This is a genomic window from Streptococcus mitis, assembly GCF_002096735.1.
GTDB classification, from domain to species: Bacteria; Bacillota; Bacilli; order Lactobacillales; family Streptococcaceae; genus Streptococcus; species Streptococcus mitis_CZ.
Map to the genome: position 1 here is coordinate 15,770 of NZ_NCVC01000012.1, position 24,923 is coordinate 40,692.

Annotated in this window: 30 protein-coding genes; all 30 read right to left on the bottom strand. The window is 38.9% G+C overall.

The window, feature by feature from the left end; genetic code table 11:
• Positions 1-37: 37 nt before the first annotated feature.
• Positions 38-2,323 carry a helicase-related protein gene (locus B7703_RS02060; protein WP_000375690.1) on the bottom strand — a complete coding sequence of 762 codons (2,286 nt, stop codon included), beginning with the start codon at positions 2,321-2,323 and terminating at the stop codon, positions 38-40.
• Entirely contained in the window at positions 2,293-3,219 is a 927-nt protein-coding gene (locus B7703_RS02065; protein ID WP_084923511.1) for a HamA C-terminal domain-containing protein, read from the bottom strand. Before B7703_RS02065 ends, B7703_RS02060 begins: the two co-directional genes overlap by 31 nt.
• Before the next feature lie 74 nt (positions 3,220-3,293).
• Complete coding sequence (locus tag B7703_RS02070) at positions 3,294-5,945, bottom strand: valine--tRNA ligase (RefSeq protein WP_084923438.1); 2,652 nt, start codon at positions 5,943-5,945, stop codon at positions 3,294-3,296.
• Entirely contained in the window at positions 5,938-6,516 is a 579-nt protein-coding gene (locus B7703_RS02075; protein ID WP_084923440.1) for an AAA family ATPase, read from the bottom strand. The genes B7703_RS02070 and B7703_RS02075 overlap by 8 nt, the downstream gene beginning before the upstream one ends.
• Positions 6,516-7,076, bottom strand: coding sequence for a GNAT family N-acetyltransferase (locus B7703_RS02080; protein WP_084923442.1), 561 nt, complete (start codon positions 7,074-7,076; stop codon positions 6,516-6,518). The genes B7703_RS02075 and B7703_RS02080 overlap by 1 nt, the downstream gene beginning before the upstream one ends.
• On the bottom strand, positions 7,063-7,641 hold the full coding sequence (locus tag B7703_RS02085; RefSeq protein WP_084923443.1) for a flavin reductase family protein: 579 nt from the start codon (positions 7,639-7,641) through the stop codon (positions 7,063-7,065). Before B7703_RS02085 ends, B7703_RS02080 begins: the two co-directional genes overlap by 14 nt.
• A gap of 282 nt (positions 7,642-7,923) precedes the next feature.
• Positions 7,924-8,319, bottom strand: a complete 396-nt coding sequence (locus tag B7703_RS02090) for a helix-hairpin-helix domain-containing protein (RefSeq protein ID WP_000038635.1) — start codon at positions 8,317-8,319, stop codon at positions 7,924-7,926.
• Between the two features lie 95 nt (positions 8,320-8,414).
• Positions 8,415-8,669 (bottom strand): DUF1912 family protein, encoded by a 255-nt coding sequence (locus tag B7703_RS02095; protein ID WP_000119706.1) that lies wholly within the window; start codon positions 8,667-8,669, stop codon positions 8,415-8,417.
• 9 nt (positions 8,670-8,678) lie between these two features.
• Positions 8,679-10,013: a DUF438 domain-containing protein gene (locus tag B7703_RS02100; RefSeq protein WP_084923445.1), complete on the bottom strand. Its 1,335-nt coding sequence runs from the start codon at positions 10,011-10,013 to the stop codon at positions 8,679-8,681.
• A complete protein-coding gene (locus B7703_RS02105) occupies positions 10,013-10,246 on the bottom strand; it encodes a DUF1858 domain-containing protein (RefSeq protein WP_000368739.1) in 234 nt (77 codons plus the stop codon). The genes B7703_RS02100 and B7703_RS02105 overlap by 1 nt, the downstream gene beginning before the upstream one ends.
• A 116-nt stretch (positions 10,247-10,362) precedes the next feature.
• Positions 10,363-10,515, bottom strand: a complete 153-nt coding sequence (locus B7703_RS09930) for a hypothetical protein (RefSeq protein WP_000668203.1) — start codon at positions 10,513-10,515, stop codon at positions 10,363-10,365.
• Positions 10,512-10,694: a hypothetical protein gene (locus B7703_RS02110; protein ID WP_000522922.1), complete on the bottom strand. Its 183-nt coding sequence runs from the start codon at positions 10,692-10,694 to the stop codon at positions 10,512-10,514. The genes B7703_RS09930 and B7703_RS02110 overlap by 4 nt, the downstream gene beginning before the upstream one ends.
• Positions 10,695-10,908: 214 nt before the next feature.
• Complete coding sequence (rbfA, locus tag B7703_RS02115) at positions 10,909-11,259, bottom strand: 30S ribosome-binding factor RbfA (protein WP_001273601.1); 351 nt, start codon at positions 11,257-11,259, stop codon at positions 10,909-10,911.
• Positions 11,260-11,507: 248 nt separating this feature from the next.
• Complete coding sequence (gene infB / locus B7703_RS02120; protein WP_084923446.1) at positions 11,508-14,297, bottom strand: translation initiation factor IF-2; 2,790 nt, start codon at positions 14,295-14,297, stop codon at positions 11,508-11,510.
• 16 nt (positions 14,298-14,313) lie between these two features.
• Positions 14,314-14,613 carry a YlxQ-related RNA-binding protein gene (locus B7703_RS02125; protein WP_033684789.1) on the bottom strand — a complete coding sequence of 100 codons (300 nt, stop codon included), beginning with the start codon at positions 14,611-14,613 and terminating at the stop codon, positions 14,314-14,316.
• On the bottom strand, positions 14,606-14,899 hold the full coding sequence (gene rnpM, locus B7703_RS02130) for an RNase P modulator RnpM (RefSeq protein ID WP_000857559.1): 294 nt from the start codon (positions 14,897-14,899) through the stop codon (positions 14,606-14,608). Before rnpM ends, B7703_RS02125 begins: the two co-directional genes overlap by 8 nt.
• A 21-nt stretch (positions 14,900-14,920) precedes the next feature.
• On the bottom strand, positions 14,921-16,057 hold the full coding sequence (gene nusA, locus B7703_RS02135) for a transcription termination factor NusA (protein WP_084923448.1): 1,137 nt from the start codon (positions 16,055-16,057) through the stop codon (positions 14,921-14,923).
• 43 nt (positions 16,058-16,100) lie between these two features.
• Complete coding sequence (rimP, locus tag B7703_RS02140) at positions 16,101-16,580, bottom strand: ribosome maturation factor RimP (RefSeq protein ID WP_001808691.1); 480 nt, start codon at positions 16,578-16,580, stop codon at positions 16,101-16,103.
• Between the two features lie 125 nt (positions 16,581-16,705).
• Positions 16,706-17,341, bottom strand: a complete 636-nt coding sequence (trmB, locus tag B7703_RS02145) for a tRNA (guanosine(46)-N7)-methyltransferase TrmB (protein WP_001266094.1) — start codon at positions 17,339-17,341, stop codon at positions 16,706-16,708.
• Positions 17,338-18,132: a cell cycle regulator CcrZ gene (gene ccrZ, locus B7703_RS02150; RefSeq protein ID WP_000362999.1), complete on the bottom strand. Its 795-nt coding sequence runs from the start codon at positions 18,130-18,132 to the stop codon at positions 17,338-17,340. Before ccrZ ends, trmB begins: the two co-directional genes overlap by 4 nt.
• Before the next feature lie 161 nt (positions 18,133-18,293).
• A complete protein-coding gene (locus B7703_RS02155) occupies positions 18,294-18,905 on the bottom strand; it encodes a CPBP family intramembrane glutamic endopeptidase (protein ID WP_084923450.1) in 612 nt (203 codons plus the stop codon).
• A gap of 30 nt (positions 18,906-18,935) precedes the next feature.
• The gene (gene blpZ / locus B7703_RS02160) at positions 18,936-19,184 is read right to left on the bottom strand and encodes an immunity protein BlpZ (protein WP_000276515.1); all 249 of its coding nucleotides are present in this window, start codon (positions 19,182-19,184) and stop codon (positions 18,936-18,938) included.
• 58 nt (positions 19,185-19,242) lie between these two features.
• On the bottom strand, positions 19,243-19,647 hold the full coding sequence (locus tag B7703_RS02165) for an immunity protein (RefSeq protein WP_084923451.1): 405 nt from the start codon (positions 19,645-19,647) through the stop codon (positions 19,243-19,245).
• Positions 19,648-19,675: 28 nt separating this feature from the next.
• On the bottom strand, positions 19,676-19,996 hold the full coding sequence (locus tag B7703_RS02170; RefSeq protein WP_000645120.1) for a hypothetical protein: 321 nt from the start codon (positions 19,994-19,996) through the stop codon (positions 19,676-19,678).
• Between the two features lie 14 nt (positions 19,997-20,010).
• The gene (locus B7703_RS02175; RefSeq protein ID WP_084923453.1) at positions 20,011-20,238 is read right to left on the bottom strand and encodes a bacteriocin class II family protein; all 228 of its coding nucleotides are present in this window, start codon (positions 20,236-20,238) and stop codon (positions 20,011-20,013) included.
• A gap of 228 nt (positions 20,239-20,466) precedes the next feature.
• The gene (locus B7703_RS02180; RefSeq protein ID WP_084923454.1) at positions 20,467-21,156 is read right to left on the bottom strand and encodes a CPBP family intramembrane glutamic endopeptidase; all 690 of its coding nucleotides are present in this window, start codon (positions 21,154-21,156) and stop codon (positions 20,467-20,469) included.
• Positions 21,157-21,187: 31 nt separating this feature from the next.
• Positions 21,188-21,421: a ComC/BlpC family leader-containing pheromone/bacteriocin gene (locus B7703_RS02185; protein ID WP_084923456.1), complete on the bottom strand. Its 234-nt coding sequence runs from the start codon at positions 21,419-21,421 to the stop codon at positions 21,188-21,190.
• Positions 21,422-22,799: 1,378 nt separating this feature from the next.
• Positions 22,800-23,837, bottom strand: coding sequence for a DUF6568 family protein (locus tag B7703_RS02200; RefSeq protein ID WP_084923457.1), 1,038 nt, complete (start codon positions 23,835-23,837; stop codon positions 22,800-22,802).
• A 160-nt stretch (positions 23,838-23,997) separates the two neighbouring features.
• A complete protein-coding gene (locus B7703_RS02205; RefSeq protein WP_064276251.1) occupies positions 23,998-24,402 on the bottom strand; it encodes a hypothetical protein in 405 nt (134 codons plus the stop codon).
• 19 nt (positions 24,403-24,421) lie between these two features.
• On the bottom strand, positions 24,422-24,658 hold the full coding sequence (locus B7703_RS02210) for a Blp family class II bacteriocin (RefSeq protein ID WP_033684811.1): 237 nt from the start codon (positions 24,656-24,658) through the stop codon (positions 24,422-24,424).
• Positions 24,659-24,923 lie beyond the last annotated feature (265 nt).

Below are 24,923 nucleotides of genomic sequence, written 5' to 3' on the forward strand. Positions count from 1 at the left end.
ACCTCATGATAATAATGAGGTTCTTATTTTTATTCTCTCACTTAAGTAGATTTTGAATCTTTTCATCGACATAACTCTCATACAAATCAAAGTTTTTATTCTCTACTACTCTATCATAATATCTTACTAATTCAAAAGGTACTCCAAAATCACTTAATTTTCGAGCAGTATTAGTAAGAGCATTATACTCTAGCCTTTGTAGAAGAATTTGAATTCCAGCAACATTGTCAAAATCTTTTCTATAAACTTGTGAATAATGGAATCTATATAATAAATCAAATACTCCTAAATACTTTACAAGATGATATTTAAATGTAGTATAAATTAATTTAGAGGTTCTACTAATTGCTTTATCTTTACTCAGTTTCTGTTCCTCTACATAGTAATCCACTGTTCCTAAAAATCCATTCTGTAAATAACTTGCTAACTGTATAACAATTAAAGAGAACTGTTTTTTCCCAACTTTCTTTTCCATTAATTGTTTTAAATCAGAATTAGAAACAAATTCAGAACAAATATTAATAACCGTTTGAAATCCTTCCCAATGAATTTCTTTACCTTTAGATGTATTTAAGACTCGCTTTAATTGTTCGATTTTTTGAAACTCTGCTGGAGACATTTTTTTAATTCGATTATAAATAGAGATTTTATCCAAAGGGCCTATCGCTTTATATGAATGAAAAATAAAATTTGGTAATCCCGATTCTTGTTTTGCCTCATTGATTTCATCTTTAAACTTTCTATCATCATCTGTCAAAAATTCATCTAAAGTTACTTCTAAATCAATGTCAGTTTTATTGTTACGATTATCATAATTTTTATGTTCAATTTCTGCCTGTTGCGAATTAATTAGAGTTTCAAATTGTTTTGTTAAATCAATAACATTACCACTATAATGGACATTAAAACGACCTGCTCTCCCAGCAATATTTTTAGCATCAAACTGTTTTAGTCTCTTTTTCCCCTTTTTGATAGCAGTAACAATCAAATTTTTGGCAGTCGTATTCACACCTTCAGTAATTGTTGTTGTAGAAAAAAGACATTGTAAATCACCTTTATTGAACAAATTAATTAATTCATTCTGAATATATTTTGGTATCCCTGCATGATGAATTCCGATTCTCTTTTCAAGTGCTCTATATAGAATCCAATCATACCCAAAGGTGTTTCCCACATGATTCAAAAAAATAGAATATAGTTCCTCATCTTCGCTATAATGTTTTTCTGAGATAAGAGAAAGATATTCATCATTTTCCAACAAATGATTTGCTAGTCTTTCTACCTCTGACTTTCTTCCACAATAAATCAAAGTATTATCATCTATTTTTACAATTGTTTGTATTACTTTATCTTGTAATGATGAAGCACCATGATCTAATCTATATTTTATATTTCCAAGTTCAAACTTATTTCTATCAATATGTGTAATATTCTTAGACACAATCTCAACATCATTATATTCAAGTATTTTAAATTTGTTAAATAGAGTAAAATTATTAAATGAATTTATTTCTGTTTCAAGTTTTTGAAATTGAATATAAGGCCCAGCAAGCAAAATATCTTTACTATTGCGACATACATATTCTAAAGCAAGTCTATAGGCAGTATCCCTTTCATTTTCTTCTGGAGTATCATTATCTATAATGAAATCATTATCTATTTTATATATTTCATCTACGAAAGAAAAATTAAAATATCTAGTATTATTATCTAAAAATGACAGATATCGTTCAGGAGTGTAAATAAAAATATTTTTTTCGCCAAGTTCTTCCTCGGATATTTCGCTTAGTGTATGTATTTTATATGTAGAGAAAAATTCATCATTTTGCAACTTTAAATAATTTTCTGATAACAAGCTAATAGTAGGAAAAATTAACAATATGTTAGAATATCCCATCTTTTTTATAATTGCATAAACAATAAAAGTTTTACCAAATGAAGTTGGGGCAGAAAGGATATACCTATTATCAAAATGGAATTCAAATAATTCTAGAACTTCTTTTTGATATTTATGTAACATATAATTATTCAAAGTTAAATGTGCTTCATTTAAAAACGAGCTTATGGATAATAAATTCATATCCTCTTGATTTATTTCATTACCTTCTTGATATTTTCTTTCAAGTAGCTCAAAGTATTGTGGTACTCCAGCTTCATTTGCTATATAACGCAAAAAATTTAAATCACTACTTGTAAGTTCGTCTATTTTAACAGCGTCGTAATAGTCACAAGTTGCCTTGACAAAGATACCTCTTCTTTCAGGGTATCGTTTGTATAAATTCAATTCCTTAATTAGATGAGCGGTTCTTTCGTTTCTATCCATTCAATCACTTCTTCCTTTAATTTATTAGAATCATCAACAGGTAAGAGCATTACAAATATACTAACCTTTATTTTAATAGCTAAATTTAACGAATATTTTCCTAACTCCCTATTGATTTTATCTACACTGGATGCAATTGATTTTTCGTAATCGTAGGTTTGCTGTTTTTGATATGCAATAAAAACAGGATACACTAATTCAATATTATTATTTTGTAATTCATCGGTAAGAATAATATCAGGATTATCTTCCCATTTTTTAATTATTCCTTCTAAAATTGGATGCAAATGAGAGATATTATCTTTCTCATTAATAATTGCAAACATATGATTATTCAAATAGTCATCTGAAATAGAATAATTTATCTTGAAAAGTACAGAGTTGATTCCAGATGTAAAACTTTGATGAAATTTTGCTTCTCCAAACCAGAGTTCTAAATTTCCTTTATTATCAATAATATGAAAAGCATCAAACCCTTTTGGTTCAGACTTTTCAAGAGGTGAATAAAAATAACCTCTAGCAATTAGAACATCCGTATGAAAATAATTTCTTAAAAATAAATCTAAAAGTACTTCCCCATAAAATCCGTATTGAAGTTTTGTTTGAGAGAAATCGTTTTCATTATATTTTAATTTAGTTTTGATCACCTTTGTTTGTTCTCTATCCAAATTATCATAATCAATCTTAAATTCATTCTCAGCGAATTCAACAATTCCATTATAAATTATCTTTGAAATGTCATTATCATTGCCTTTAAAACAATATTCATCCTTTCCAGCAGTTGTTAAATTACTCTTATTAATTGAAGTTACTTGTTCTTGTTCGTCAGTAAGTATAATAGGAAAAGTATAATTTACTATTGCACTATTTATTAATTTTCTAAGATTATCTCTCAATATCCCACTCCCGACCCAATAAATATTGATTTCATTATACCAAAAAAACACGGTTCATCACCGTGTTTCTGTGTTTATTTCACCAACTTCTTCATCTCATCGATACGTGCTACAGTCGCGTCGTACTTAGCTTGATAGTCGGCTTGTTTGTCGCGTTCTTTTTGGACGACTTCTGGTTTGGCATTGGCTACGAAGCGTTCGTTAGAGAGCTTCTTGCCGACCATGTCCAGTTCTTTTTGCCATTTAGCCAGTTCCTTGTCGAGACGAGCTAGTTCTTCTTCGACATTTAGGAGATCTGCGAGTGGCAGGTAGATTTCTGCTCCTGTGATGACACTTGACATAGCGAGTTCAGGTGCAGGGATGTTTGATGCGATTTCCAAGTGTTCTGGATTTGTGAAGCGTTTGATGTAGTTGACATTGCTGTTAAAGAAGGCTTCCAAGTCGCTATCGCTTGTCTTAACAAGGATGGTGATTGGCTTACTTGGTGCTACGTTTACTTCCGCACGCGCATTACGAACGGCACGGATCAAGTCTTTGAGGCTCTCTACACCTGTGTGAGCAGCGAGGTCTTCAAAGGCTGGATTAACAGTTGGGTATTCTGCTGTCACGATAGAGCCTTCTGAGATTTGCCCAAAGATTTCCTCTGTCACGAATGGCATGATTGGGTGAAGGAGACGAAGAATCTTGTCCAAAGTATAAAGGAGAACAGAACGTGTGATAACTTTCTCTTCTTCATTATCGCTGTAAAGGACTTCCTTAGTCAACTCAACGTACCAGTCCGCAAACTCATCCCAGATAAAGTTGTAGAGGATGTGACCAGCCACACCAAACTCAAACTTGTCAAAGTTGGTAGTTGCTTTTCCGATGGTTTCATTGAGGTTGTGGAGAATCCAGCGGTCAGTGACGTTTCCAGCTTCCTTGTTGACAACTTTTTCCACATTGGCAGTTGCTTGCTCAAGGGTCAAGCCTTCATTGTTCATGAGGATGTAGCGAGAGATGTTCCAGATCTTGTTAATGAAGTTCCATGAAGCATCCATTTTCTCGTAAGAGAAGCGCACGTCTTGACCTGGTGCAGAACCGTTTGAAAGGAACCAACGCAGGCTATCTGTTCCGTACTTATCAATAACATCCATCGGATCAATCCCATTGCCCAGTGATTTAGACATCTTACGGCCTTCCTCGTCACGAATCAGACCATGAATCAATGCATTTTTGAATGGCGATTTGCCAGTAAATTCCAAACCTTGGAAAATCATTCGAGATACCCAGAACGGGATAATATCATAACCAGTCACCAAAGTTGATGTTGGATAATAACGTTTGAAGTCTTCTGAGTCGACATCCGGCCAGCCCATAGTTGAGAACGGCCAAAGGGCAGAACTGAACCAAGTATCCAAGACATCTTCGTCCTGAGTCCAACCGTCGCCTTCTGGAGCTTCTTCGCCGACATATATTTCACCCTCAGCATTGTACCAAGCAGGGATTTGGTGACCCCACCAGAGCTGACGAGAGATTACCCAGTCGTGAACATTTTCCATCCATTGGAGGAAGGTATCGTTGAAACGAGGTGGGTAGAATTCTACCTTGTCCTCTGTGTCTTGGTTGGCAATAGCATTCTTAGCCAATTGGTCCATCTTAACGAACCATTGAGTAGACAAGCGTGGTTCAACCACAACACCTGTACGCTCTGAGTGACCAACACTGTGGACACGTTTTTCGATTTTAACGAAGGCACCAATTTCTTCCAACTTGGCAACGACTGCCTTACGAGCTTCAAAACGGTCCATACCTGCAAACTCGAAGGCAAGCTCATTCATAGTTCCGTCGTCGTTCATCACGTTGACTTGTGGCAAGTTATGACGTTGACCAACCAAGAAGTCGTTTGGATCGTGGGCAGGCGTGATTTTCACGACACCAGTCCCAAACTCAGGGTCTGCGTGTTCGTCTCCAACGATTGGGATCAATTTATTAGCGATTGGAAGGATGACGTTTTTTCCTATCAAGTCCTTGTAGCGTGGATCTTCTGGATTGACCGCAACGGCAACATCCCCAAACATAGTCTCAGGACGAGTTGTTGCCACTTCAAGGGCGCGTGAGCCGTCTTCTAGAATATAGTTCATGTGGTAGAAGGCACCTTCGACATCCTTATGGATAACCTCGATATCAGAAAGGGCTGTGCGAGCTGCTGGGTCCCAGTTGATGATAAACTCACCACGGTAGATCCAGCCTTTCTTGTAAAGGTCCACAAAGACCTTGCGAACAGCTTTTGACAAGCCTTCATCAAGAGTGAAACGCTCGCGAGAGTAGTCGACAGAGAGCCCCATCTTGCCCCATTGTTCCTTGATAGTAGTGGCATATTCGTCTTTCCATTCCCAGACCTTATCGAGGAATTTCTCACGACCTAGGTCATAACGTGTAATGCCCTCTCCACGCAAGCGCTCCTCAACCTTAGCCTGAGTGGCAATCCCCGCGTGGTCCATCCCTGGAAGCCAAAGGGTATCAAAACCTTGCATACGTTTTTGACGGATAATGATATCCTGCAAAGTCGTATCCCAAGCGTGACCAAGGTGAAGCTTACCGGTTACATTTGGTGGTGGAATCACGATTGAATAAGGCTTGGCTTTTTGATCGCCTGAAGGCTTGAAAACATCAGCATCAAGCCATTTTTGGTAACGACCAGCCTCAACCTCGGCTGGATTGTATTTAGGTGAAAGTTCTTTAGACATGTGTTTGTCCTTTCTCTATTGTATTTATTTTATTTTGAATTTGCTTAGCAGCTTCTTCTGCAGATAAATTCGTATTATTTATTTTAAAGTAGTGGTGCAACTCATTCGGTTGATGTTGGGAATTTAATTGAATGGTTTCAGCTGTCTCTAAAATTTCTCTTTCAGATACCTCAATATGTCGTTTTAAGGGTTTGTGCTTTAATCGATTCTCCGTTCGATTTCGATGTAAGCGCTCTTCAAGGCTTGTTTCCAATTCAACAAAAAGAATCTCTTGATGATAGTCATTCAACAAATCTTGAATTTGCTTCAAATACATCAGCTGGTACTGATTTGAAAAATCAATTACGTCTGTTAAAATCACATATCGCTGATTCCGAGCACTAGCTCTAAGGAAAGAAAAGGTAATTCCACGAACAAATTCCCACATTTCCTCTGTGTAGTCCTGATAGATTTCTAGTGCAAAATCGATGGCTTGATGGTTATAAAAGAGGGTAGAATCCGTCAGTCGAGACAGTTCTTGACCAATCGTCATTTTTCCTGAGGCTGGAGCACCAATGATGAAAAGATGCATCAAATCACCTCCCACTCACTCCTCAGCAAGCCATATCTCAAATCATCACAGCGATTGCCTTGGGCATCTTTGCGATCTCTTATACGAGCTTCGAGGGTAAAGCCAAGCTTTTCCGCGACTCGTTGACTTTGAAGGTTATATCCAAAGCAAGTTAGTTCAATCTTGTGAAGACCAAGTTCTTTAAAGGCTAAATCAATCAAGGCTCGCGCTGCTTCTGGTACATATCCTCTACCCCAATAGTCGGGGTGCAAGGTATAGCCGAGCTCAAGAACATCATCTTCGTGACGGTGATTGAAGTCAACAGAACCAATGACTTTATCAGTTCCTTTGACGACAATTCCATAGCCAGCTGGGAGATTTTCCTTTTGTTTGCGCTCAGGAAGGATATGCTCCAGATAATAAATCTCATCTTCCAAAGTCTTGACGGGTAGAAAGCCTGCTGGGTAAGAGACCTCTGGGAGACTAGCGTAGGTATGGATATCCTCAGCATCTGCCACTGTACGAACTCGTAGGACGAGACGTTCGGTTTCTAATCGTTCTGGTAATTCAGCTCTTGTCATCCTTCTTCCTCGCTTTCTTTATGAAGCTCCCCATAGGGTCAACACGATTATCTAAATAGCGATAAACGCGCTGGTGACCGTCCCCCATAAAGTAAGTCGGTGAAAAACGGTCATTTTTAAAATGACCTTTCTCATCCAAGAGATCTGGATCAGCAAGTCGCTCGATAATCTTGGCAAAGATATGACAGATTCCATCTTCCTCGATAATCCGATCTACCTGACAGTCCAACACGACTGGACAAGCCTCTAAAATCGGTGCCTGAGTCCTTTCAGAAATCTCGTAGTCTAGTCGCAGGTGTTTCAATTTCTCTCGATGACTGATAAAACCAGCCTGCTCCATCTCGAGCATGAGATTTTCATCAGGAATATTCACACTAAACTTCTGGTAATGCTTGATTTGCTCAGCCGCATTTTCCTCAGAACCAACACCGATGACTAGCCAATCTCCCAGACTATAAGAGGAGCTGCAGGTCGTTATATTGTGTCCAAAATTCTGGTCCTGATACCCCAAAATGAAGATAGGAAAACCATAATAGAGTTTACTTGTTTTAAAAGATTGCTTCATAACAACCCCCTTTGACTAAGACGCAAAAGAAAAGCCCTGCCATCTACATGACAGGGACGAATGTGCTTATCCGCGGTACCACCCAATTTCGGGCAGAGCCCGCAACTCTCGTCTTTAAAACAAAAAGACACTTTTATTTCAATTTTTCATCCATTAGCAACCAGTTTTGACACATTTGTGGACTTCTCAGCACCGCCACTTTCTGTAAAATGTGAGATTCAAAACACCTCTAATGGCTCTATTGTAGCAAGATTTTTTCGGAAATGCAAGGCACAAGAAAAATTACTTGAACTTGATACCATTTTCCTTCAATTTCTTGATGGTAGCTGGGCCGATTCCTTTCAAGGCAAGGAGTTCTTTTTCAGTCCAGTTTTTGAAATCTGAAGCAGACTTGATTCCTTCATCATAGAAAGTTTTGGCACGATCAAGTGGAAGCCCACCCAAGTTTGCTGCAAAATCTTCTACAGAATTGGCTACTTTTTGAGCTTGCTCTTTAGTAGCTTCTACTGCTTGTTCAACTTTTTTAGAAACAGCCTTACCAGCTTGGCTTGCTGACTGTTCTGCACGTTTTACGACTTTTTTTGTCTCTTCTACAACCTTAGTCACAGTACTTGAAAAAGCACCTGCACGACGGAGGCTATTTCGTAATTGTTTTTTACGATTTAGTTTCTTTGACATGATAAAATCCTTTCAATAAAAAACCCCTGCTCTGACAAGGATTTAATATAAATATTCTATCAAGATTTTAGTAAAAAATCAAGAATCTATCTCGTTTAATAATTTCGCTCACCAAACAAGCCATCTGGCAAATCATGGAATCCCTTGCCTGCCTTGAAGTTTTCAAACTTACCAAGCAAGAACTGATAAGCATCCAAGCGGCTTTCGTAGCGAATCATGGCATCTTTGGCACGCTCGTCCTGGTCTTCTTCGTAAACTTTTTGACTTTCCTTGTGCGCCATGTCGTTGATCATGATTTGGGTATTGACCCAGGCTTCAAATTCCTTCATAAATTCTTGTTCGTAACTCATTTTTTCTCCTTATTCTAATCCACGGAAATAGTCCGTGTCAATCTCACGGTAGGGCTGAATATCCTGAACATACTCCAGCACACCTTGGAATTCTCCCTCTTCATCGTGCACTGCAGCGTAGGTAATATGAACAAACTTACCTCGCGACTCAGACTTGAACCACATTTCATACTTGTCTTTAGTACCCTCACGAAGACCCTTCATGATAGTCTTGACCTTGTCCAAATACTTAGGCGGATGGCAGAGTTCGACATTGCGCCCAACTTGGGACGGGGTCCGTTTGAAAATCATCTCATCAGCTGGCGTATTGTCATTGTAATACTGGAAAATATCGTCTTTATTGACAAAGGTAATCTCCATAGGGAGGTGATTGAGGATGAGATTGGCCTGCTCGACTGAAAGATAGCCATTCCCAAAAGCCTGTTGACTATGGCGGTCCAGCACTGCTTCCTTTTCCTTAGGGGTAAAGGTAATGGTAAACTGCCCTTCTGGTGTATCGATAACTTGTTGAACTTGGCCTTCTGTCGTATCTAGTTGTACAGACTCCTCTGCACTCTTTTCCTCAACAAAGCTCTGTCTTTCTGGCACCCATTTCTCAGACGGACGGATGATAGCATAGCCATAGGAATCACTCTCCTCCGCAATCTGAAGCCAGTCATCCTGAGTAAAGGACTCAAGGAGAATCATGAGAAGGATGGACTCTTCCTTGAAAATCATACTTTCAAACTCTGTCGCAAAAGCTTCAAAAACTTCCTTTACACTACTAATCGGCATTTCTGGTAGTGCCTTAGCCGTCGCTAGAGCTGTCTGAAAGAGTTCTCTGATCTGATCATCCACTCCCCACATGACCTTAGGAGGTGAATCGTGACCATAGCGCTCCATGATAGGAAAGAAGAGTTCTTCCTTGCGCTGATAATGGATGTCAAATTGACCAACAAGGCCCATTTGACGGACCAAGCCCTTGCGCATCTCCGCAAGCATTTCCTCGTCTTCCATAGACTCATAGGTATCCAACAATCTCCGAATGCGAATCAAGGCCGCACGGAGGGCTAGATTTTCTTCTTTGAAAATCCGAACTGGGTGACCTGGGTGCTCGGTATCTGCAACTTCGACATCCTTAACAGCATTTTTAAAAAGATTGGCATGAACATCACAGAGTTCCATGACATCTTCAAAGGTGACACCTGAGTCTGAGTTCATCAACTCATGCTCCATGAGAGAAATCTCGATGGCTGACACACCTGTAAAGGTCGCATCAAAGCGCTCCTGAACCGACTCAGGAGAGGCACCATTATGCAATTCTAACAAAATATCCCGCAGGACATGAATCCGTTCATCTGCCATCAGTCTAATCCAATCACTTCGTAACCATTTGCTTCCAGTGTGCGGACAATCTTGTCCATAGGAGTTCCTTCAAGCTTAGAACCCTGTTTGAGCGATACCTTGCGACCGACTGTATTGCGCATCAAGGGATTGGCAAGAGGTTTAAAACCTAGCTCCACTAGAATTTCCAAGACTTCTGGATGCTTGTCCACCACTTCTGCAACGGGAATTGACACATCGATGATATTGTCCATGACGACCTCCATTGAATATTCTAAAATGATTTTACTGCTTATATTATACCATATGGAAAGAGATTAAAAAACTAGCAGTACAAGACTTGCTAGTTCCCCACGACTTGGATGACCATCTAAATAAGTTTAAAGAGCCAATCCAATATTTTAAATAATAGCTTGTAAAACAGCAATTGGAGCGCAAAAGAGATGATCATCCAAACGAATTTCACAATCCCAATAATCGGTTTGATAAAAAGAATAGCAAGAAGTCCCCAGAAAAATTTCATTCTCTCTCCTCTGGCTTGATGAGCCACCGAGCCGTATCCATTAACTTGTCGGCAATAAAAAGTTTCCCTAGACCGACAACGGCATGGTCATCTTTCTTTATCGTTTTCATCACTTTTACACCTTGCATGGTCAAAAAGTAATTCCCGTAAGTTTTAGCTAGAATTTTTATGAGTCCCATCTTATCTTCCCTCGTTTAACTACAGTCTCAAAATATTAACGATACCAGCCTTGCTGGCTATCGCTGAAAAATCGTTTTATCTCACTCTTTCATTTCCTATAATATCATACAAGCTAAATTTTATAAGGCTTTTTAATAATGTTTAACTCTGGAAAGATTCTGCCAGCATGTTTATTGCCTTTTCCTCCACCAAAAAAGAGGGTTGCCCCTCTTCTTAGTTCTTATCCAGATTGCGTAGCATTTCGTCAATCTTGTTTCCATATTCGATGGATTCGTCTTTGACGAAAGTCAAATCTGGGATTTTGTACAATTTCAAATTGCGACCAAGTTCACGTTTGATAGTACCAGTTGCTTTTTCAAGCCCGATTTGGGCTTTTTGATTATCTGAAGCAAGGTTACTCAAAATGGTGTAGTAAACCTTGGCTACAGACAAGTCACCCAGCATCTGAACATCTGTGATGGTCACGCCTTGGACACGCGGATCACGGACTTTCTTTTGCAAAATCTCATTGACTTCACGCTTGATTTCCATGCCCACACGATCCGTACGAAAATGATTTGCCATGATATTCCTTTCTACTTTGAACCAAAAGCTAGGCCAGCAGACCTAGCTATTTTTAAATTTATTGATTTTCATTTCAAATTGGAACGAAGTTCAATTTGAAATCATCTGCTTCTTTCGCCGTGGTGAAAGTGATGGAACTGAGTTATCAGTCCCATCACAGGGGATTTTTGAGACCCTAGACTCAAAAATAAGCAATGAAACCATCGGTTTGCTTGCGTCCCTCACCACCTAAGAAAGGAGCAAAAATCTTATCTCTTGATTTCTTCCATGACATACGCCTCAATCACATCATCAGTCTTGATATCATTGTAGCCATCGATCATCAATCCACCTTCACGGCCGTTTGTAACTTCTTTGACGTCGTCTTTGTAGTGTTTCAAGCTTGCGAGTTCGCCATCATAGATAACGACACCGTCACGGATAACACGGACTTTAGAGTCACGAGTAACCTTACCGTTGATAACCATGAATCCACCGATAGTTCCCACTTTAGACACCTTGAAGGTTTCACGAATAACTGCTTCACCAATAACTTTTTCTTCAAATTCTGGATCAAGCATCCCTTTCATAGCTTCTTCCATCTCTTCGATAACCTTGTAGATAATACTGTGGAGACGGATTTCAACATCGTCAGCTTCTGCTTGTTGACGAGCTTGTGGTGTAGGGCGTACGTTGAAACCAACGATAAAGGCATTTGAAGCTTCGGCAAGGGTTACGTCTGATTCGTTGATTGCACCGACCGCTGAGTGGACGATGGTAACTTTAACACCTTCCACATCGATTTTCTGAAGTGAGGCAGAAAGGGCTTCAACAGAACCTTGTACATCAGCCTTGATGATAACGTTAACAGATTTGAGTTCACCAGCTTTAAGGGTATCAAAGAGGTTTTCAAGGCTGACACGTTGGGTAGCTTGACGTTGTTTCATAAGGGCACGTTTGGCACGCTCTTCACCTGCTGCACGCGCAGATTTTTCATCTTCGTAAACGGCAAAGTGATCCCCTGCCATTGGCGCTTCGTTCAAACCTGTGATAGAAACTGGTGTTGATGGTCCAGCAACCTTAACACGACGACCAAGGTCGTTGGTCATAGCACGGACACGACCGAAGGTATTTCCGACAACGATTGGGTCTTGAACATTCAAGGTACCTTGTTGAACAAGAAGGGTTGCAACCGCACCTTTTCCTTTATCCAAGCGCGCTTCGATAACTGTACCGATAGCACGCACTGTTGGGTCTGCCTTGAGTTCTTGGATTTCAGCCACAAGAAGGACTGTTTCCAACAATTCTTCGATGTTTTGGTTGAATTTAGCTGAGATTTCAACAAATTCAGAATCTCCACCCCAAGCAGTTGACATAACACCATGCTCTGCCAATTCACCGATAACGCGTTCTGGGTTAGCACCTGGTTTATCAATCTTGTTAATGGCTACGATGATTGGAACATTGGCCGCTTTTGAATGGTTAATGGCTTCGATAGTCTGAGGCATAACCCCGTCATCTGCCGCTACAACCAAGATAGTAATATCGGTAACAGAAGCACCACGCGCACGCATAGATGTAAAGGCCGCGTGTCCTGGTGTATCAAGGAAGGTAATCTTCTTGCCATTTTCCACGATTTGGTAGGCACCGATATGCTGAGTGATACCACCCGCTTCACCTGTCGCAACACGAGAATTACGAAGGGTATCTAGGAGTGTTGTTTTACCGTGGTCAACGTGTCCCATGATAGTTACAACTGGTGGACGCTCAACCAATTCATCTTCATTGAGATAACCATCTTCGACAAAGAAACGTTCGATGTCGGCATTGTCCACTTCAACCTTTTGTTTGGCTTCGATACCATAATCCACCATGAGGAGTTCAATTGTTTCCCCATCCAAAGATTGGTTTTGTGTGGCCATGACACCCATCATAAAGAGTTTCTTAACGATTTCAGCTGGTTCACGTTTGATACGTTTTGCGATTTCCGCAACGGTCATACCATCTGTATATTCAAATTCTGTTGGCAATTCATGGAATTTACGTTCTGTAACAGGTTTTGGAGCCTGATTGCGGTTGTTCTTGCTATTGCCTTTTTTGTTCTTTTTGTTGTTATTCCAGTTACTATTTCTTTGATTTCTCACTTGATTTTGACTACTTCGATTCTTTTGTTGTTTTCTAGGACCATCTTCTTCGTGATCATAATCATCACGTTCTTTGTCTGGTCGAGCTTGTTTTTTACGACGTGTATCCACTGGCGCTTCTTTAGCTACAGGAGCTGGTTCAACCACTGCTTGAACTTGTTGCGCTTGTTCAGCTAACTTAGCCACTTCTTCAAAGATTTCCTCTGGCTCCTTGCGTTTATTAGCTTGGGCCAAGGCTTCTTTGGCAGCCTGAGTCTGCTTGAAACGTTCCTCACTTGAACGGGCATATTCTGCATTTTGCTCTGCTTTTAGGGCTGCTGCACGGGCTTTAAAGTCAACACGTGGAGCCGCTTGATTTGGACGTTTGTCCTCTTGTTGACGGCGCTCATTACCACGATTTTGCTGACCTTGCTGTTTCTTAGCTTGGTCGTTAAAGCGACGATTGTCGCGGTTTCCTTGACCTTGTTTTCCACCATTACGGCCGTCGTTTTTCTGACGGTTTCCGTTTTGTTGTTGGTCACGGTTATTGCCCTTGTTTTGCTTGCGTCGTTCTGCCTGCTCTTTGGCACGAGCTTCACGCTCAGCCTTGAAATTACGGCTTTGCGGTTTAGCTACTACTTTTTCTGTTTTAGGAGCGACTGGCTCAGCTGGTTTTGCCTCTTCCTTGGCTACAGCTGGTTTAGCTGGCTCAGATTTTTCGGTTTTCTTTTCTGCACTTGCTTTTGGTGCTACAGGTTTTGCTTCTGTTTTCGGAGCAGCAGGCTTAAAGCTAGCAGCGATTTTTGCAGCGACAGCTTCTTCCACACTTGATGAGTGGCTTTTCACATCCAAGCCCAACTCTTTTGCACGCGCTACAACTTCTTTACTTTCTTTTCCAAGTTCTTTTGCGATTTCGTACAATCTTTTCTTAGACAAATCATGTCCTCCTCTTCTATTCCATAAGAGACCTCATTTTCTTTGTAAATCCAGCATCTGTTACAGCCAAAACCTTTCTCGATTTTCCGACTGCTATGCTTAATTCCAGTGTTGAAAACACGGTTACAATTTCTACTTGATAATACTGACTTTTATCTTGAATCTTCTTGGTCAGATTGGGGCCAGCATCATGGGCTAGAAAGACCAACTTGGCCTTGCCGTCTTGAATGGCCTTGACCACCAATTCTTCACCCGATATGATCCGGCCTGCTCGCTGAGCAAGTCCCAAGAGATTGCTTATCTTTTGCTTATTCAAGTCCTAACTCTCTTCTTTTCACTTTGTGATCCACATAAGCGATCAACTCGTCATAAAAGTTTTCTTCCACTTCCATGTTAAAGCTGCGGTTAAAGACCTTCTTCTTTTTCGCCTCTAGGGCTTCTGCATTGTCTAGCTTGATATAAGCGCCGCGGCCATTGGCCTTGCCTGTCGGATCGATAAAGACTTGTCCTTCCTTGTTTTTGACAATGCGGAGCAAATCACGCTTATCAATCACTTCATTGGACACAACAGACTTGCGCAAAGGGATTTTTCTCGTTTTCATCTTTCCCTCCTCTAGCAACTTTTATTCTTCTACAGTATCGTTTTCTGCTTCCAAATCTACCGAACCAGCTTCTTCCATGGCTTCAAATTCGCTAGCAGACTTGATATCGATACGGTAACCAGTCAAGTGAGCTGCCAAGCGAACATTTTGTCCACGACGACCGATGGCAAGAGAAAGCTTGTTATCTGGAACAACCACCAAGGCACGTTTGCTGTCGTTTTCATCAAAGATAACTTGGTCAACTTCAGCAGGAGCGATGGCATTGTAGATAAATTCAGCTGGATCTGCTACCCACTCGATAACGTCGATATTTTCTTCGATTGGCACCATACGGTCACTCTTAGCGTCATAGCGAGCTGGGTGGAACTTGCTAGTGATTTTCTTGATGTTAGCTCCACCACGTCCAACGATTGTACCGATAGCGTCTACGTTTTGATTATGACTACGAACTGCAACCTTAGTACGGTCACCAGCTTCACGGGCCACGCTCATGATTTCAACAGTTCCATCATAAACTTCTGGAATTTCTTGCTCCATCAAGCGTTTGATCATTTCTGGATGGCTACGGCTAACAAAGACGTTGACACCACGAGGGTTGTCTTCAACCTTGTAGACATACACTTCGATACGATCATGAGAAGCAAAAACTTCTCCAGGAATTTGGTCTTGTTTTGACAATTGGGCTTCGATGCTGCCGAGGTTGACATAGATAAAGCGGTTGTCAAATCGTTCTACTGTACCAGACATGATTTCTTGCTCATGTTCTTTGTAAGTATTGTAAGTAATGGCACGTGTTTGCTTGCGCATTTTTTCCATGATGGTTTGTTTGGCAGATTGAGCTGCTACACGACCAAACTCAGCAGGTGCTTCTTCAAACTTGATTTTGTCACCAAGTTCATAGGCTGAATTAATGGCAAGAGCATCTTTCAAGCTGATTTCCAAACGGCTATCAAATACTTCATCAACCACTTCACGGACAGTATAAACTGTAAAGTCACCTGTTTTTTCGTTGAAGTCAATGGCTACGCTGTCTGATTGACCATAGCGTCTGCGATAAGCGGAACGAAGCGACTCTACTACTGCGTCGATGATGTCTTCTTTTTTGATTCCCTTGTCTTCTTCCAAAATGCGGAAGGCCTCTAGCATTTCTTTACTCATGTTTTCTTCACTTTTGAATCCTCAAAAGCTATCCTTTCTTTTTCTATAATTTAACTGCTAAACGTGCTTTTGATACTAAACTGTATGGAATTTGGACAGTTTTCTTACGCGTCTTGTCCATATATTCCATGGTCAACTCGTCCTCTTCGAAGGCCAACAAGGTTCCTTCAAAGACCTTTTGCTTATCGATGGCTTGGTAGAGCCCGACATGGATGTATTTCCCAACCGCTCCAGCAACGGCATCCTTGGTTTTTAAAGGACGTTCCAAGCCTGGACTGGTGATTTCTAGGAAATATTGTTCTGGGAAGGGATCTGGCTTGATGGTGTCTAGGACAGGACTGATAATTTCTGTCAAGTCTGCCGTGTCGTTCAAGGTAATTCCTTCAGGTTTATCTACAAAAATACTGAGAATCATGTCACTGCCAATCTTTCCATACTCGATATCCACAAGTTCGAAAGGTGCTTCTATGACAGGTTCTACAACTTCTCTGACTAATTCTACGATTGTTGCGATTGCGTCCACCTCCTCATAAGCAAGAGGCGAAGATATTTCCCCGCCTCACTTTTCATATTCTTACTCTTAGTATAGCACTTTTTACTACTTATGTAAAGCAAAAGCACTTATACAGCCTGATTTCAGGCTATTTCTTAAAATTCTGCCTCAACTCGGTAGATAACTTGCCCCTTGTTGGAGAATTTTTGCTCGTATTCTGTCATGACATTGCCTTCAAAATCACTGGCATGTAAATCAAGCCAGACACCATTGAGCTTCATGCCATACTGAGAAAAGCTCACTAGGCTGTACTCAAATAAGCCACGGTTATCCGTCTTGAAATGAATTTCTCCATTTTCAGGCAAGATACGCTTAAAGGTATCCAAGAAGGTTTTGTAGGTCAAACGACGCTTTTCATGGCGTTTTTTAGGCCATGGATCTGAAAAGTTCAGATACAAGCGATCAATCTCACCGTCTTCAAAGTAGTCAGTCAAGTCAGAACCATCTACCCACAAGAGCTTAATATTAGGTACTCCAACTTCAAGCACCTTGTCCAAAGCGTAGCTCAAAACAGACTTTTGAATATCAATCCCGATATAGTTGATGTCAGGGTTTTGCTTGGCCATACCTGAAACAAAGGCACCCTTTCCACTTCCAACTTCCACATGAATGGGATTGTCATTGCCAAACAAGTCCCGCCATTTCCCCTTGGCTTCTAAGGGATTGAGGACTACATACTGGGGATTTGCCTCTAGTAATTCTGTCGCCCCTTTACGATTTCTAACTCTCATCTTCTCTTTCCATACTTGTCTCGGAAGTGACGTAAGCCATGGATCTCCCGATTGACATTTTCTAAATCTTGGTTCATATAATACTTGGAAATCTGGCTCAAGTAAGACAATTGACCGTACCAATACAATTTATTTAATACCGTCTGATTGTACTTGTAACCGTAGTAGGTCAACCATTCCTTCCACTGATGTTCTGGAATATAATGGCAGAGCATATGGGCCACATCAAACATGCGATCGGTCAAGCGAACCGAATCCCAATCCACCAAATAAATCAAGCCACTGTCTGTCTCAATCCAATTACTATGTCGTACATCTCCATGGACAATGGTCGCATGGTCCTCTCTAAATCCTGGAATAGTCTGACGTAAATCAGCCATCACTTCACTGATAAAATGATTTTTACGCAAAGCATCTGGAGCCGTTTCTTGCCAAGACTGCAGTAAATCTACAGGTGTTTCCATGGCATACCCCAAACGACTCAACTGTGTCATCAACGGACGTGAGCGATGAAGACGGGTTAAAATATTGACGATTTGTTTACGATTCATATCATAGGGGGTCAATATCTTGCCTGTCAACCATTCTTGAGCACACATATCACGCCCATCTGCCAAACGGCGACTCCATAATAATTGTGGAGCAATTTGTTCTCTAGCTAGACCAGGTAGGATTGGAGAGGTGTTCATTTTTACAAAGATACGCTTCCCATCAGGATAGCTACCCATATAAGCCTTGCCACTTTTCCCAGGTATGGGAGTCAGTGTTAGCTCATTATCACCCAAATCCATTTCTTTCCTCCGTATAAAGTTTCCTTACTATTCTACTAGTTTTTGGCCTATTCGTCAACCGCTCCACGCCCGATTCTCAAAGAAAAGCATCTGGATTGGCTTGGGTATCATTATAGAAAGAAAAAGGCAAGCACCGTCTTCTGCTTACCTTTTCATGATTTTTATAAATAATATAAGAGTGGCCAACTGTTGTAAAACATGTGGACTAGAGTAGAAACCCATAAGTTTTGGCTCTTTTTATAAGCAAAGCCCAGCAACAAGCCCCCAAGTAGATAAAAAATAAACGAAGGGACATTAGAAGGTCCATGCATGAAAGAAAAGAGAGAGGAAGTTAGCACAAGCCCTAACCAAGAATTGTCAAAAACGGCACCTTGAAGAAGTCCTCTGAAAATGAGTTCCTCCTGGATGGGACCAAAAACTGAGGAAGTCAAAATCAAAGACAGAGAAATTCCTCTACTGACTTCCGCCAAGTGTTGAACTCCTGCGCCAGAAGAAACAGCGAAGAAATGAATATAAACTAGCGTCTCAAGAACGCTTAGAAAAAAGATTGCAATGAAAAGCAAAAGTTGTTTCTTGTTTAACATCCCAAAAGAAACCATTTCAAACTTTCTAGCATAAGTAACACTCAGCGAGGTTACAAGAAGACTTACAATAATCAATTCAGATTCATTTTGAAAAAAATCCCCGTGGTTAATCGTATAAGGAACTGTAATGACGATTAGTAGTACTAAAAATCCAAAACAAAAGGCATGAAATTTATCAAAAAACTCCATAAAACTAGCCTCCTCAACAAACAAACTTCCCTACAAGTCATCCTTTAACTCTAACCTTTCCAAAACAAACCATTTTAGCAACCAAAATCCGACCACATAGCCAGCCCCTAAGAAGATAGCCATTAAAGATAACATGGGATTTAGGAAATAAAAGACCACCACAGATACAAAGGTTAGCACAAAAACATTAAAAGCAATGGTGTCAGAAGCCAAGACCAGAATATAAGGTGTCAACCAGTCTAAGGTTTTTGAATCTAGGAAAAATAAGTGTTTATACATGATAACCTCCTCCTGCCAGTCTTTAGACTAGTCCCAGATTAAGAAGAAAACCCTTCCTCTACTTTTTATAATACTTCAAGCCCCAAATGAGTAGAAGCATAATAATCAAGCAGAGAATAGCGCCAATATAGGCAATTAGTTGTTGGTAAGATTCTCCTGCTGTGACACCTCTATACAAACAAATAATAGACATAAAACCTGTCAAGCCGATGAACATGAGTTGATTGGTTCTAGGACTAACCAAATCATCATCTTCAAACTTTCTTATCCTCATTTCTCTAGTGAGGTAAACAGTGACCAAAATAGAAGCCAAGTTAATAACCACTAAAAGAAATTGGAAAACCAAGGAAAAATTTAAAAACTGACGAGATAGAAATAAATAAGTAGAGACAAGTAAGGGCAACTGACCTAAGAACAATCTCGCAAGGAAGATGTTCCGTTTTTTAAAAAATATTTTTTTCATTGCTTTCTCCATTACAATTAAATGATATCTAATCATTTTCTAAAATTTGATAACTTTTGTGAAATGTTTTAGCAGAAACAACTCTATGATTGGTGATATCTATATAATCACCTGGATAACCAAGAACATACATTCCATAACCAGCAAATCCTCCTCCAACTGTTCCAACTAGACCAAACTTGATATTCGTTTCGAGAGAAGTGTTAAGACCTGCCATTAGAATGCGCACATGATTATCCAACCAAACCATATAATTTTTTTGAAAAGCTTCCTCTACCCAACTTGGTTTAGGAGTTGCTTGACCAATTTCCCAAACATCAACAATTTGATTCCCATATTTTGCCTTCATATCTTCAATCCTTTTTAAATACCATTACATGAGTTTGGAGTTCCCCCTATACCATAAGGACTACATGGTTTTGAAAGATGTATAATAGGCCACTTACCATTTAATTGATCCAAAATTGGAGAAGGTGCTAGCCCACCCAATAAACCAGAAAGCATATCTCCCCAACCTCCGAAACTTCCTTCAACTTTCGCAAGCATCTCAGTATCCATAACCTCAAATTGTTCCATCATTTTTGTATTCATAACGAATACCTCCTTTTTTATTTTTAATTTTAATTGTTATCCTGTTGCAATTGGCAATTTTAGTATAACACTATTTGTTAAAGTTTTTCATACAAATCTTGAATTATCATCAAAACATCTTAAATTACTCAAAGAGTACAATCTTCCCAATCAACTAATAAGAAGTGAATAATATTAAATTCCATTATTTACTTCTTAAAATCGATAATTATTTTTAATCTACTATTTTTAGCTAAATACCCTGTGTAAAAAAGTCAGCAAAAATGGTAATGTTGCGAAAATATTATTGATCACATGCACCGTATAGGAAGGATAAATGCTCTTTGTATAGCGAGTCAAACTAGCAAAGATGATGCCAAATGTTGCAAAGACGAAGATATCTAACAGACTAGGCAGGCTTGAAAAATGAGGAAGAGCAAATAAAATGGAAGGAAGGAGCAAATCAAGGCCAAATCTCGAATGCTTAAAAAAGGCGTGTTGCAGTAATCCTCTATAAATCAGCTCTTCCATAAGTGGAGTCAGAAAGAACAGGGTTATATAGATACCTAGCTCAGCAAAGTTGGTCCCACTATAACCGATCAATATCGCCCAACCTTCAGCAGTTGACTGAACATGTTTAGCTGCCTGAACGTTAAAAGAGATATAGAGCACTACCACTAGTACTGTCAAAATCGAATACCAAAGCCATTTTTTTCTCGGAATGCGAAAGAGATAACCATGGCCTGTCTTAACCAGAATCCAAATCATGACTCCGCTAAATAGCAAACTCAAGATATTTTGAATCCAGACGAAATTGCCAATCTGGGAAGAAAATTGCCAATAATTTTGAACAATAAGCGTCAGCTGAGAAAGACCAAATACGAAAAATAAGTAAGAGAAGACTGCACTTATTTTGAGTAGAAGCTGATACTTTTTCATAGAAACTCTTCCTCATTTCTTATATTTCAGCCTATATTCCACATAAATGGAAACCTGCTCCTATATAACCACGGTCATGATAACCACGCGGGCAGTACCCACTTACTGGAAAAGGACCTGAATTTTTTAATATAGAAGGGTAAGCACCGAATGGACTTCCCTGATCAGCGTGCCCTTTATAAATATCAGATACATCCCCACCCTCTATATGATCAAGTATTTCAGTATCCATAATTTCAAATTGTTCCATCATTTTTGTATCCATGACAAATACTCCTTTTTATTTTTAATTTTTGTCCTGTTGCAACTTTGACAAGTTTAGTATATCACTGTTTATTAATTTTTTTCATCCAAATCATAAATGGTCATCAAAACCTCTTGAATTGTTAAAAAATTTAAAAAAGCAAGCATGGAAAACATACTTGCCCTGGGGAAACTTGACAATTTGAAAATACAAAATAGAGAACTACTCACCCTCACTTCCGTATGTTCTCATATATTCTCATGATCGCAACAAGGATAGCAGCTGTCCCACTTGCCAAAACGAGAAGGGTAATAATAATGTTGAAGATTTCAGGCGTACTCCCTATTCTGTTGATAAGACGGAGTAGGGATATAACTGTCAACTGAATCAGGAGTATTGATTCTACTCTTACCAGTGAAGTCAGTCGGTTTTCAACTGCATATAAAAAGGCTGGTAGCAAAACACAGGCTATAGCAATCACAAACAGGTTGCTCCCCGTTTCTTCTCCCTTGTTCACCACGGAAATCATGAGAAGATTAGATGCTATGATTAACGTAGAACAGATGATAAAAAAGGATTTCTTATTCATTTAATATACCTCACATACTATGGTAAAAGTCAAACTGGACAAAGACAAACTTTAACTGTTAGCTTCTGAAAATTGAAACATTGTTTTTGTATTCACGAGGAATGCCTTTTTTTTATTTTCGTCCTGTTAGAATACCGTTGCTTGTACTCCATCAAGCAACCCCATTCCATTAGATAGTATGTTGTCTAGCTCCTCCATCTTTTCATCTGAAAATGTTATTTTTCAGCGTTGATTGCTTTTTCTATAGGTCGCTATCGTCCTTGACAACACCATCTTCCCAAACTCTTCTCCAAGCAACTTCTTTTTCCTTGCCATTTTTTACCCCTTTATTTTACATTTTTTAGTTCTGATTGTTGTTTTTTTCTTCCTCGTCGTCTTCTTTTCTTTTATTCTTTTTATAATCGTTCAGCATTTCAAAACCTTTATCAAAAGCAAAAAAACCTAAACCTAAAGAAAACGGCGCTCCGACTATTTCTATAACTTTTGCCCACCTTGGCCCAAAATCTTCTGAAAAATAAGCAAGCGCCCCGACGGCTACAACTGCTAAAATTAAAAAATATGCTCCAAAATCTGCACTTTCTGTTACTCTAACTTTTTTCTGTTCTACTATTCTTACTCATGATAATTTTCCTTTCATTTTCGATTTTCTACTTCAGCTAATACTAACTATTTACCATTCATTTCATATACAATTATAATCTTTTATATATAAAATAAATACACCTATCTTCTCACTCTTGTCTATAAGCAAATGTTAGCTATATGTTATTACAGACAAATAATATCATTGCACCTGTTTACCATCTATTTTTATTTATGAATTTTTTGTTTCACTTTAATCATTACAGAAGTCATAAAAAACGCGACAGCCAGCCAAATCAGTTGGTAACTTTCTTCCTCTCCTGTTTTCGGTAATAATTTTTCATTCGAAGTAATAGATTCGCTTACATAATCAGCATCCTTAACATCAGTTAAAGAAATTTTATTTTCTTGAGCAACATCAAAAATAGGTTTGGGGGTTTCCAATTGATTCTTATTGTCTAACATTGCTAAATTGCCAGATTGAGTAGTTTTAGCTTTAGAAGTTGAGTTTATACTCTCCACTTTCCCACTATTTTCGCTATTAGAATTGGGATTATCATTGGATATTTTCATTTCGGTTCTTTTTTCATCACTCATACCTTTGCTGTCGCTTACAACTTTATCACTAATACTCATGCTGTCATTTCTGGTTTTCTCATCACGGACACTTTCAGTTACTGTTTCCTCAGAAGATTTCACTGTCTCCGTTTGCTTAGGTGAGTTTCTCGAGTACATATAATCATACACCTGCTGTGCAGTTGCTCCGTCACCAACCCATCCAGATATCGGATGTCCATTTTTTAAATACAAAATTGTTGGTGTTCCTGGAATACCGACTTTTTTAAATAGAAACTCTCTCGCTTCCCCATCAAAATCCTTACCATCCAAATCATAATACTCTAACTTCTTTTCAATCAAGTTATTAAATTCTTTCAATTCAGGAGAAAATTGACGACAATGAGAGCAAGTTTTTCTACCAAAATAAATAGTATGTTCCAATTGGTCCTCTGTAAAAGATTGACGTACAGCTTCAATATCTACCTTTTTAAAGTCCGCAACATTCTGTTCATACTCTTCGGGATTTACAACGGAAGGTTTATGCTCCACCTTTTCCTTAGCCGATGGCAAATCTGGTGCCACAAGAAAACTGTCATTCGCCCGAATAGATGAAGTAGTAGGCTGTTCTTCTGCATATACAACACCCGTAGTAATAGATGCAAATACAAGTGGTACAAGTAATAGCGATTTTATCTTTTGTTTCTTCATAAGAATACTCCTTTACATTTGTTATCTTTATCTTACCTTATTTAAGATTACAAATTCATATAAATCTTAAATGGTCATCGAAACATCTTGAATTGCAAAAAATTCATTATAAAAGGGTAAGTATTTCAAAAACACTTACCCCTTTATACTTCATCAAGCTCTACTTTTTATAATACTTCAAGCCCCAAATGAGTAAAAACATGACAACCAAGCAGAGAATAGCGCCAATATAAGCGATTATTTGTTGGTAAGATTCTCCTGCTGTAATACCTCTATACAAACAAATGATAGACATAAAACCTGTCAAGCCGACGAACATGAGTTGATTGGTTCTAGGACTAACCAAATCATCATCTTCAAACTCTCTTATCCTCATTTCCCTAGTGAGATAAACAGTAGCCAAAATAGAAGCCAAGTTAATAACTACTAAAAGAAATTGGAAAACTACGGAAAAATTTAAAAACTGACGAGATAGAAATAGATAAGTAGAAACAACCAAAGGTATCTGTCCGAACAACAACCTCACTAAGAAAACATTGTGTTTTGTTGCAAAGATTTTTTTCATTACTATCTCCTTTCATATGCTAACAGGTAAGTGCACCACCAATCCCACCTAGTACAGCACCAATTGCTCCTGTTCCTATAGCATATGGTCCCAATAGAAATGTCGAACCATAAGTTGTTGCATACCCATCAAGTGCGCCATACGCAATCCCTGCTCCACAAGCAATTGTTCTTCCCCAATCAATATCTCCACCTTCAACGCAAGCAAGCATTTCATTATCCATAACAGAAAATTGTGACATCATTTTTGTATCCATGACAAATACTCCTTTTTTATTTTTAATTTTTGTCCTGTTGCAACCTTGACAGTTTAAGTATAGCACTGTTTTTAAAATTTTCTTATCTAAATCTTGAATTGTCATCGAAACGCCTTGAATTAGCTTTTTATTTCAAATCACCTCTAAATTTTTTAAAAAAAGACAGTTTCTAATCACTTTTTTACCATTCAGGAAATTTCAATGACTATTCAAGATTTTATAAAATATGAACTTATTTTTATGGCATAATATACCTATCTACTAT

Bases quoted from the DNA above. Each gene is read 5' to 3' on its own strand.
- B7703_RS02060 (WP_000375690.1), bottom strand. From the start codon at position 2,323: ATGGATAGAAACGAAAGAACCGCTCATCTAATTAAGGAATTGAATTTA.
- B7703_RS02070 (WP_084923438.1), bottom strand. From the start codon at position 5,945: ATGTCTAAAGAACTTTCACCTAAATACAATCCAGCCGAGGTTGAGGCT.
- B7703_RS02075 (WP_084923440.1), bottom strand. From the start codon at position 6,516: ATGCATCTTTTCATCATTGGTGCTCCAGCCTCAGGAAAAATGACGATT.
- B7703_RS02080 (WP_084923442.1), bottom strand. From the start codon at position 7,076: ATGACAAGAGCTGAATTACCAGAACGATTAGAAACCGAACGTCTCGTC.
- B7703_RS02085 (WP_084923443.1), bottom strand. From the start codon at position 7,641: ATGAAGCAATCTTTTAAAACAAGTAAACTCTATTATGGTTTTCCTATC.
- B7703_RS02090 (WP_000038635.1), bottom strand. From the start codon at position 8,319: ATGTCAAAGAAACTAAATCGTAAAAAACAATTACGAAATAGCCTCCGT.
- B7703_RS02095 (WP_000119706.1), bottom strand. From the start codon at position 8,669: ATGAGTTACGAACAAGAATTTATGAAGGAATTTGAAGCCTGGGTCAAT.
- B7703_RS02100 (WP_084923445.1), bottom strand. From the start codon at position 10,013: ATGGCAGATGAACGGATTCATGTCCTGCGGGATATTTTGTTAGAATTG.
- B7703_RS02105 (WP_000368739.1), bottom strand. From the start codon at position 10,246: ATGGACAATATCATCGATGTGTCAATTCCCGTTGCAGAAGTGGTGGAC.
- B7703_RS09930 (WP_000668203.1), bottom strand. From the start codon at position 10,515: ATGAAATTTTTCTGGGGACTTCTTGCTATTCTTTTTATCAAACCGATT.
- B7703_RS02110 (WP_000522922.1), bottom strand. From the start codon at position 10,694: ATGGGACTCATAAAAATTCTAGCTAAAACTTACGGGAATTACTTTTTG.
- rbfA (WP_001273601.1), bottom strand. From the start codon at position 11,259: ATGGCAAATCATTTTCGTACGGATCGTGTGGGCATGGAAATCAAGCGT.
- rnpM (WP_000857559.1), bottom strand. From the start codon at position 14,899: ATGAAAACGAGAAAAATCCCTTTGCGCAAGTCTGTTGTGTCCAATGAA.
- nusA (WP_084923448.1), bottom strand. From the start codon at position 16,057: ATGAGTAAAGAAATGCTAGAGGCCTTCCGCATTTTGGAAGAAGACAAG.
- trmB (WP_001266094.1), bottom strand. From the start codon at position 17,341: ATGAGAGTTAGAAATCGTAAAGGGGCGACAGAATTACTAGAGGCAAAT.
- ccrZ (WP_000362999.1), bottom strand. From the start codon at position 18,132: ATGGATTTGGGTGATAATGAGCTAACACTGACTCCCATACCTGGGAAA.
- B7703_RS02155 (WP_084923450.1), bottom strand. From the start codon at position 18,905: ATGGAGTTTTTTGATAAATTTCATGCCTTTTGTTTTGGATTTTTAGTA.
- blpZ (WP_000276515.1), bottom strand. From the start codon at position 19,184: ATGTATAAACACTTATTTTTCCTAGATTCAAAAACCTTAGACTGGTTG.
- B7703_RS02165 (WP_084923451.1), bottom strand. From the start codon at position 19,647: ATGAAAAAAATATTTTTTAAAAAACGGAACATCTTCCTTGCGAGATTG.
- B7703_RS02170 (WP_000645120.1), bottom strand. From the start codon at position 19,996: ATGAAGGCAAAATATGGGAATCAAATTGTTGATGTTTGGGAAATTGGT.
- B7703_RS02175 (WP_084923453.1), bottom strand. From the start codon at position 20,238: ATGAATACAAAAATGATGGAACAATTTGAGGTTATGGATACTGAGATG.
- B7703_RS02180 (WP_084923454.1), bottom strand. From the start codon at position 21,156: ATGAAAAAGTATCAGCTTCTACTCAAAATAAGTGCAGTCTTCTCTTAC.
- B7703_RS02185 (WP_084923456.1), bottom strand. From the start codon at position 21,421: ATGGATACAAAAATGATGGAACAATTTGAAATTATGGATACTGAAATA.
- B7703_RS02200 (WP_084923457.1), bottom strand. From the start codon at position 23,837: ATGAAGAAACAAAAGATAAAATCGCTATTACTTGTACCACTTGTATTT.
- B7703_RS02205 (WP_064276251.1), bottom strand. From the start codon at position 24,402: ATGAAAAAAATCTTTGCAACAAAACACAATGTTTTCTTAGTGAGGTTG.
- B7703_RS02210 (WP_033684811.1), bottom strand. From the start codon at position 24,658: ATGGATACAAAAATGATGTCACAATTTTCTGTTATGGATAATGAAATG.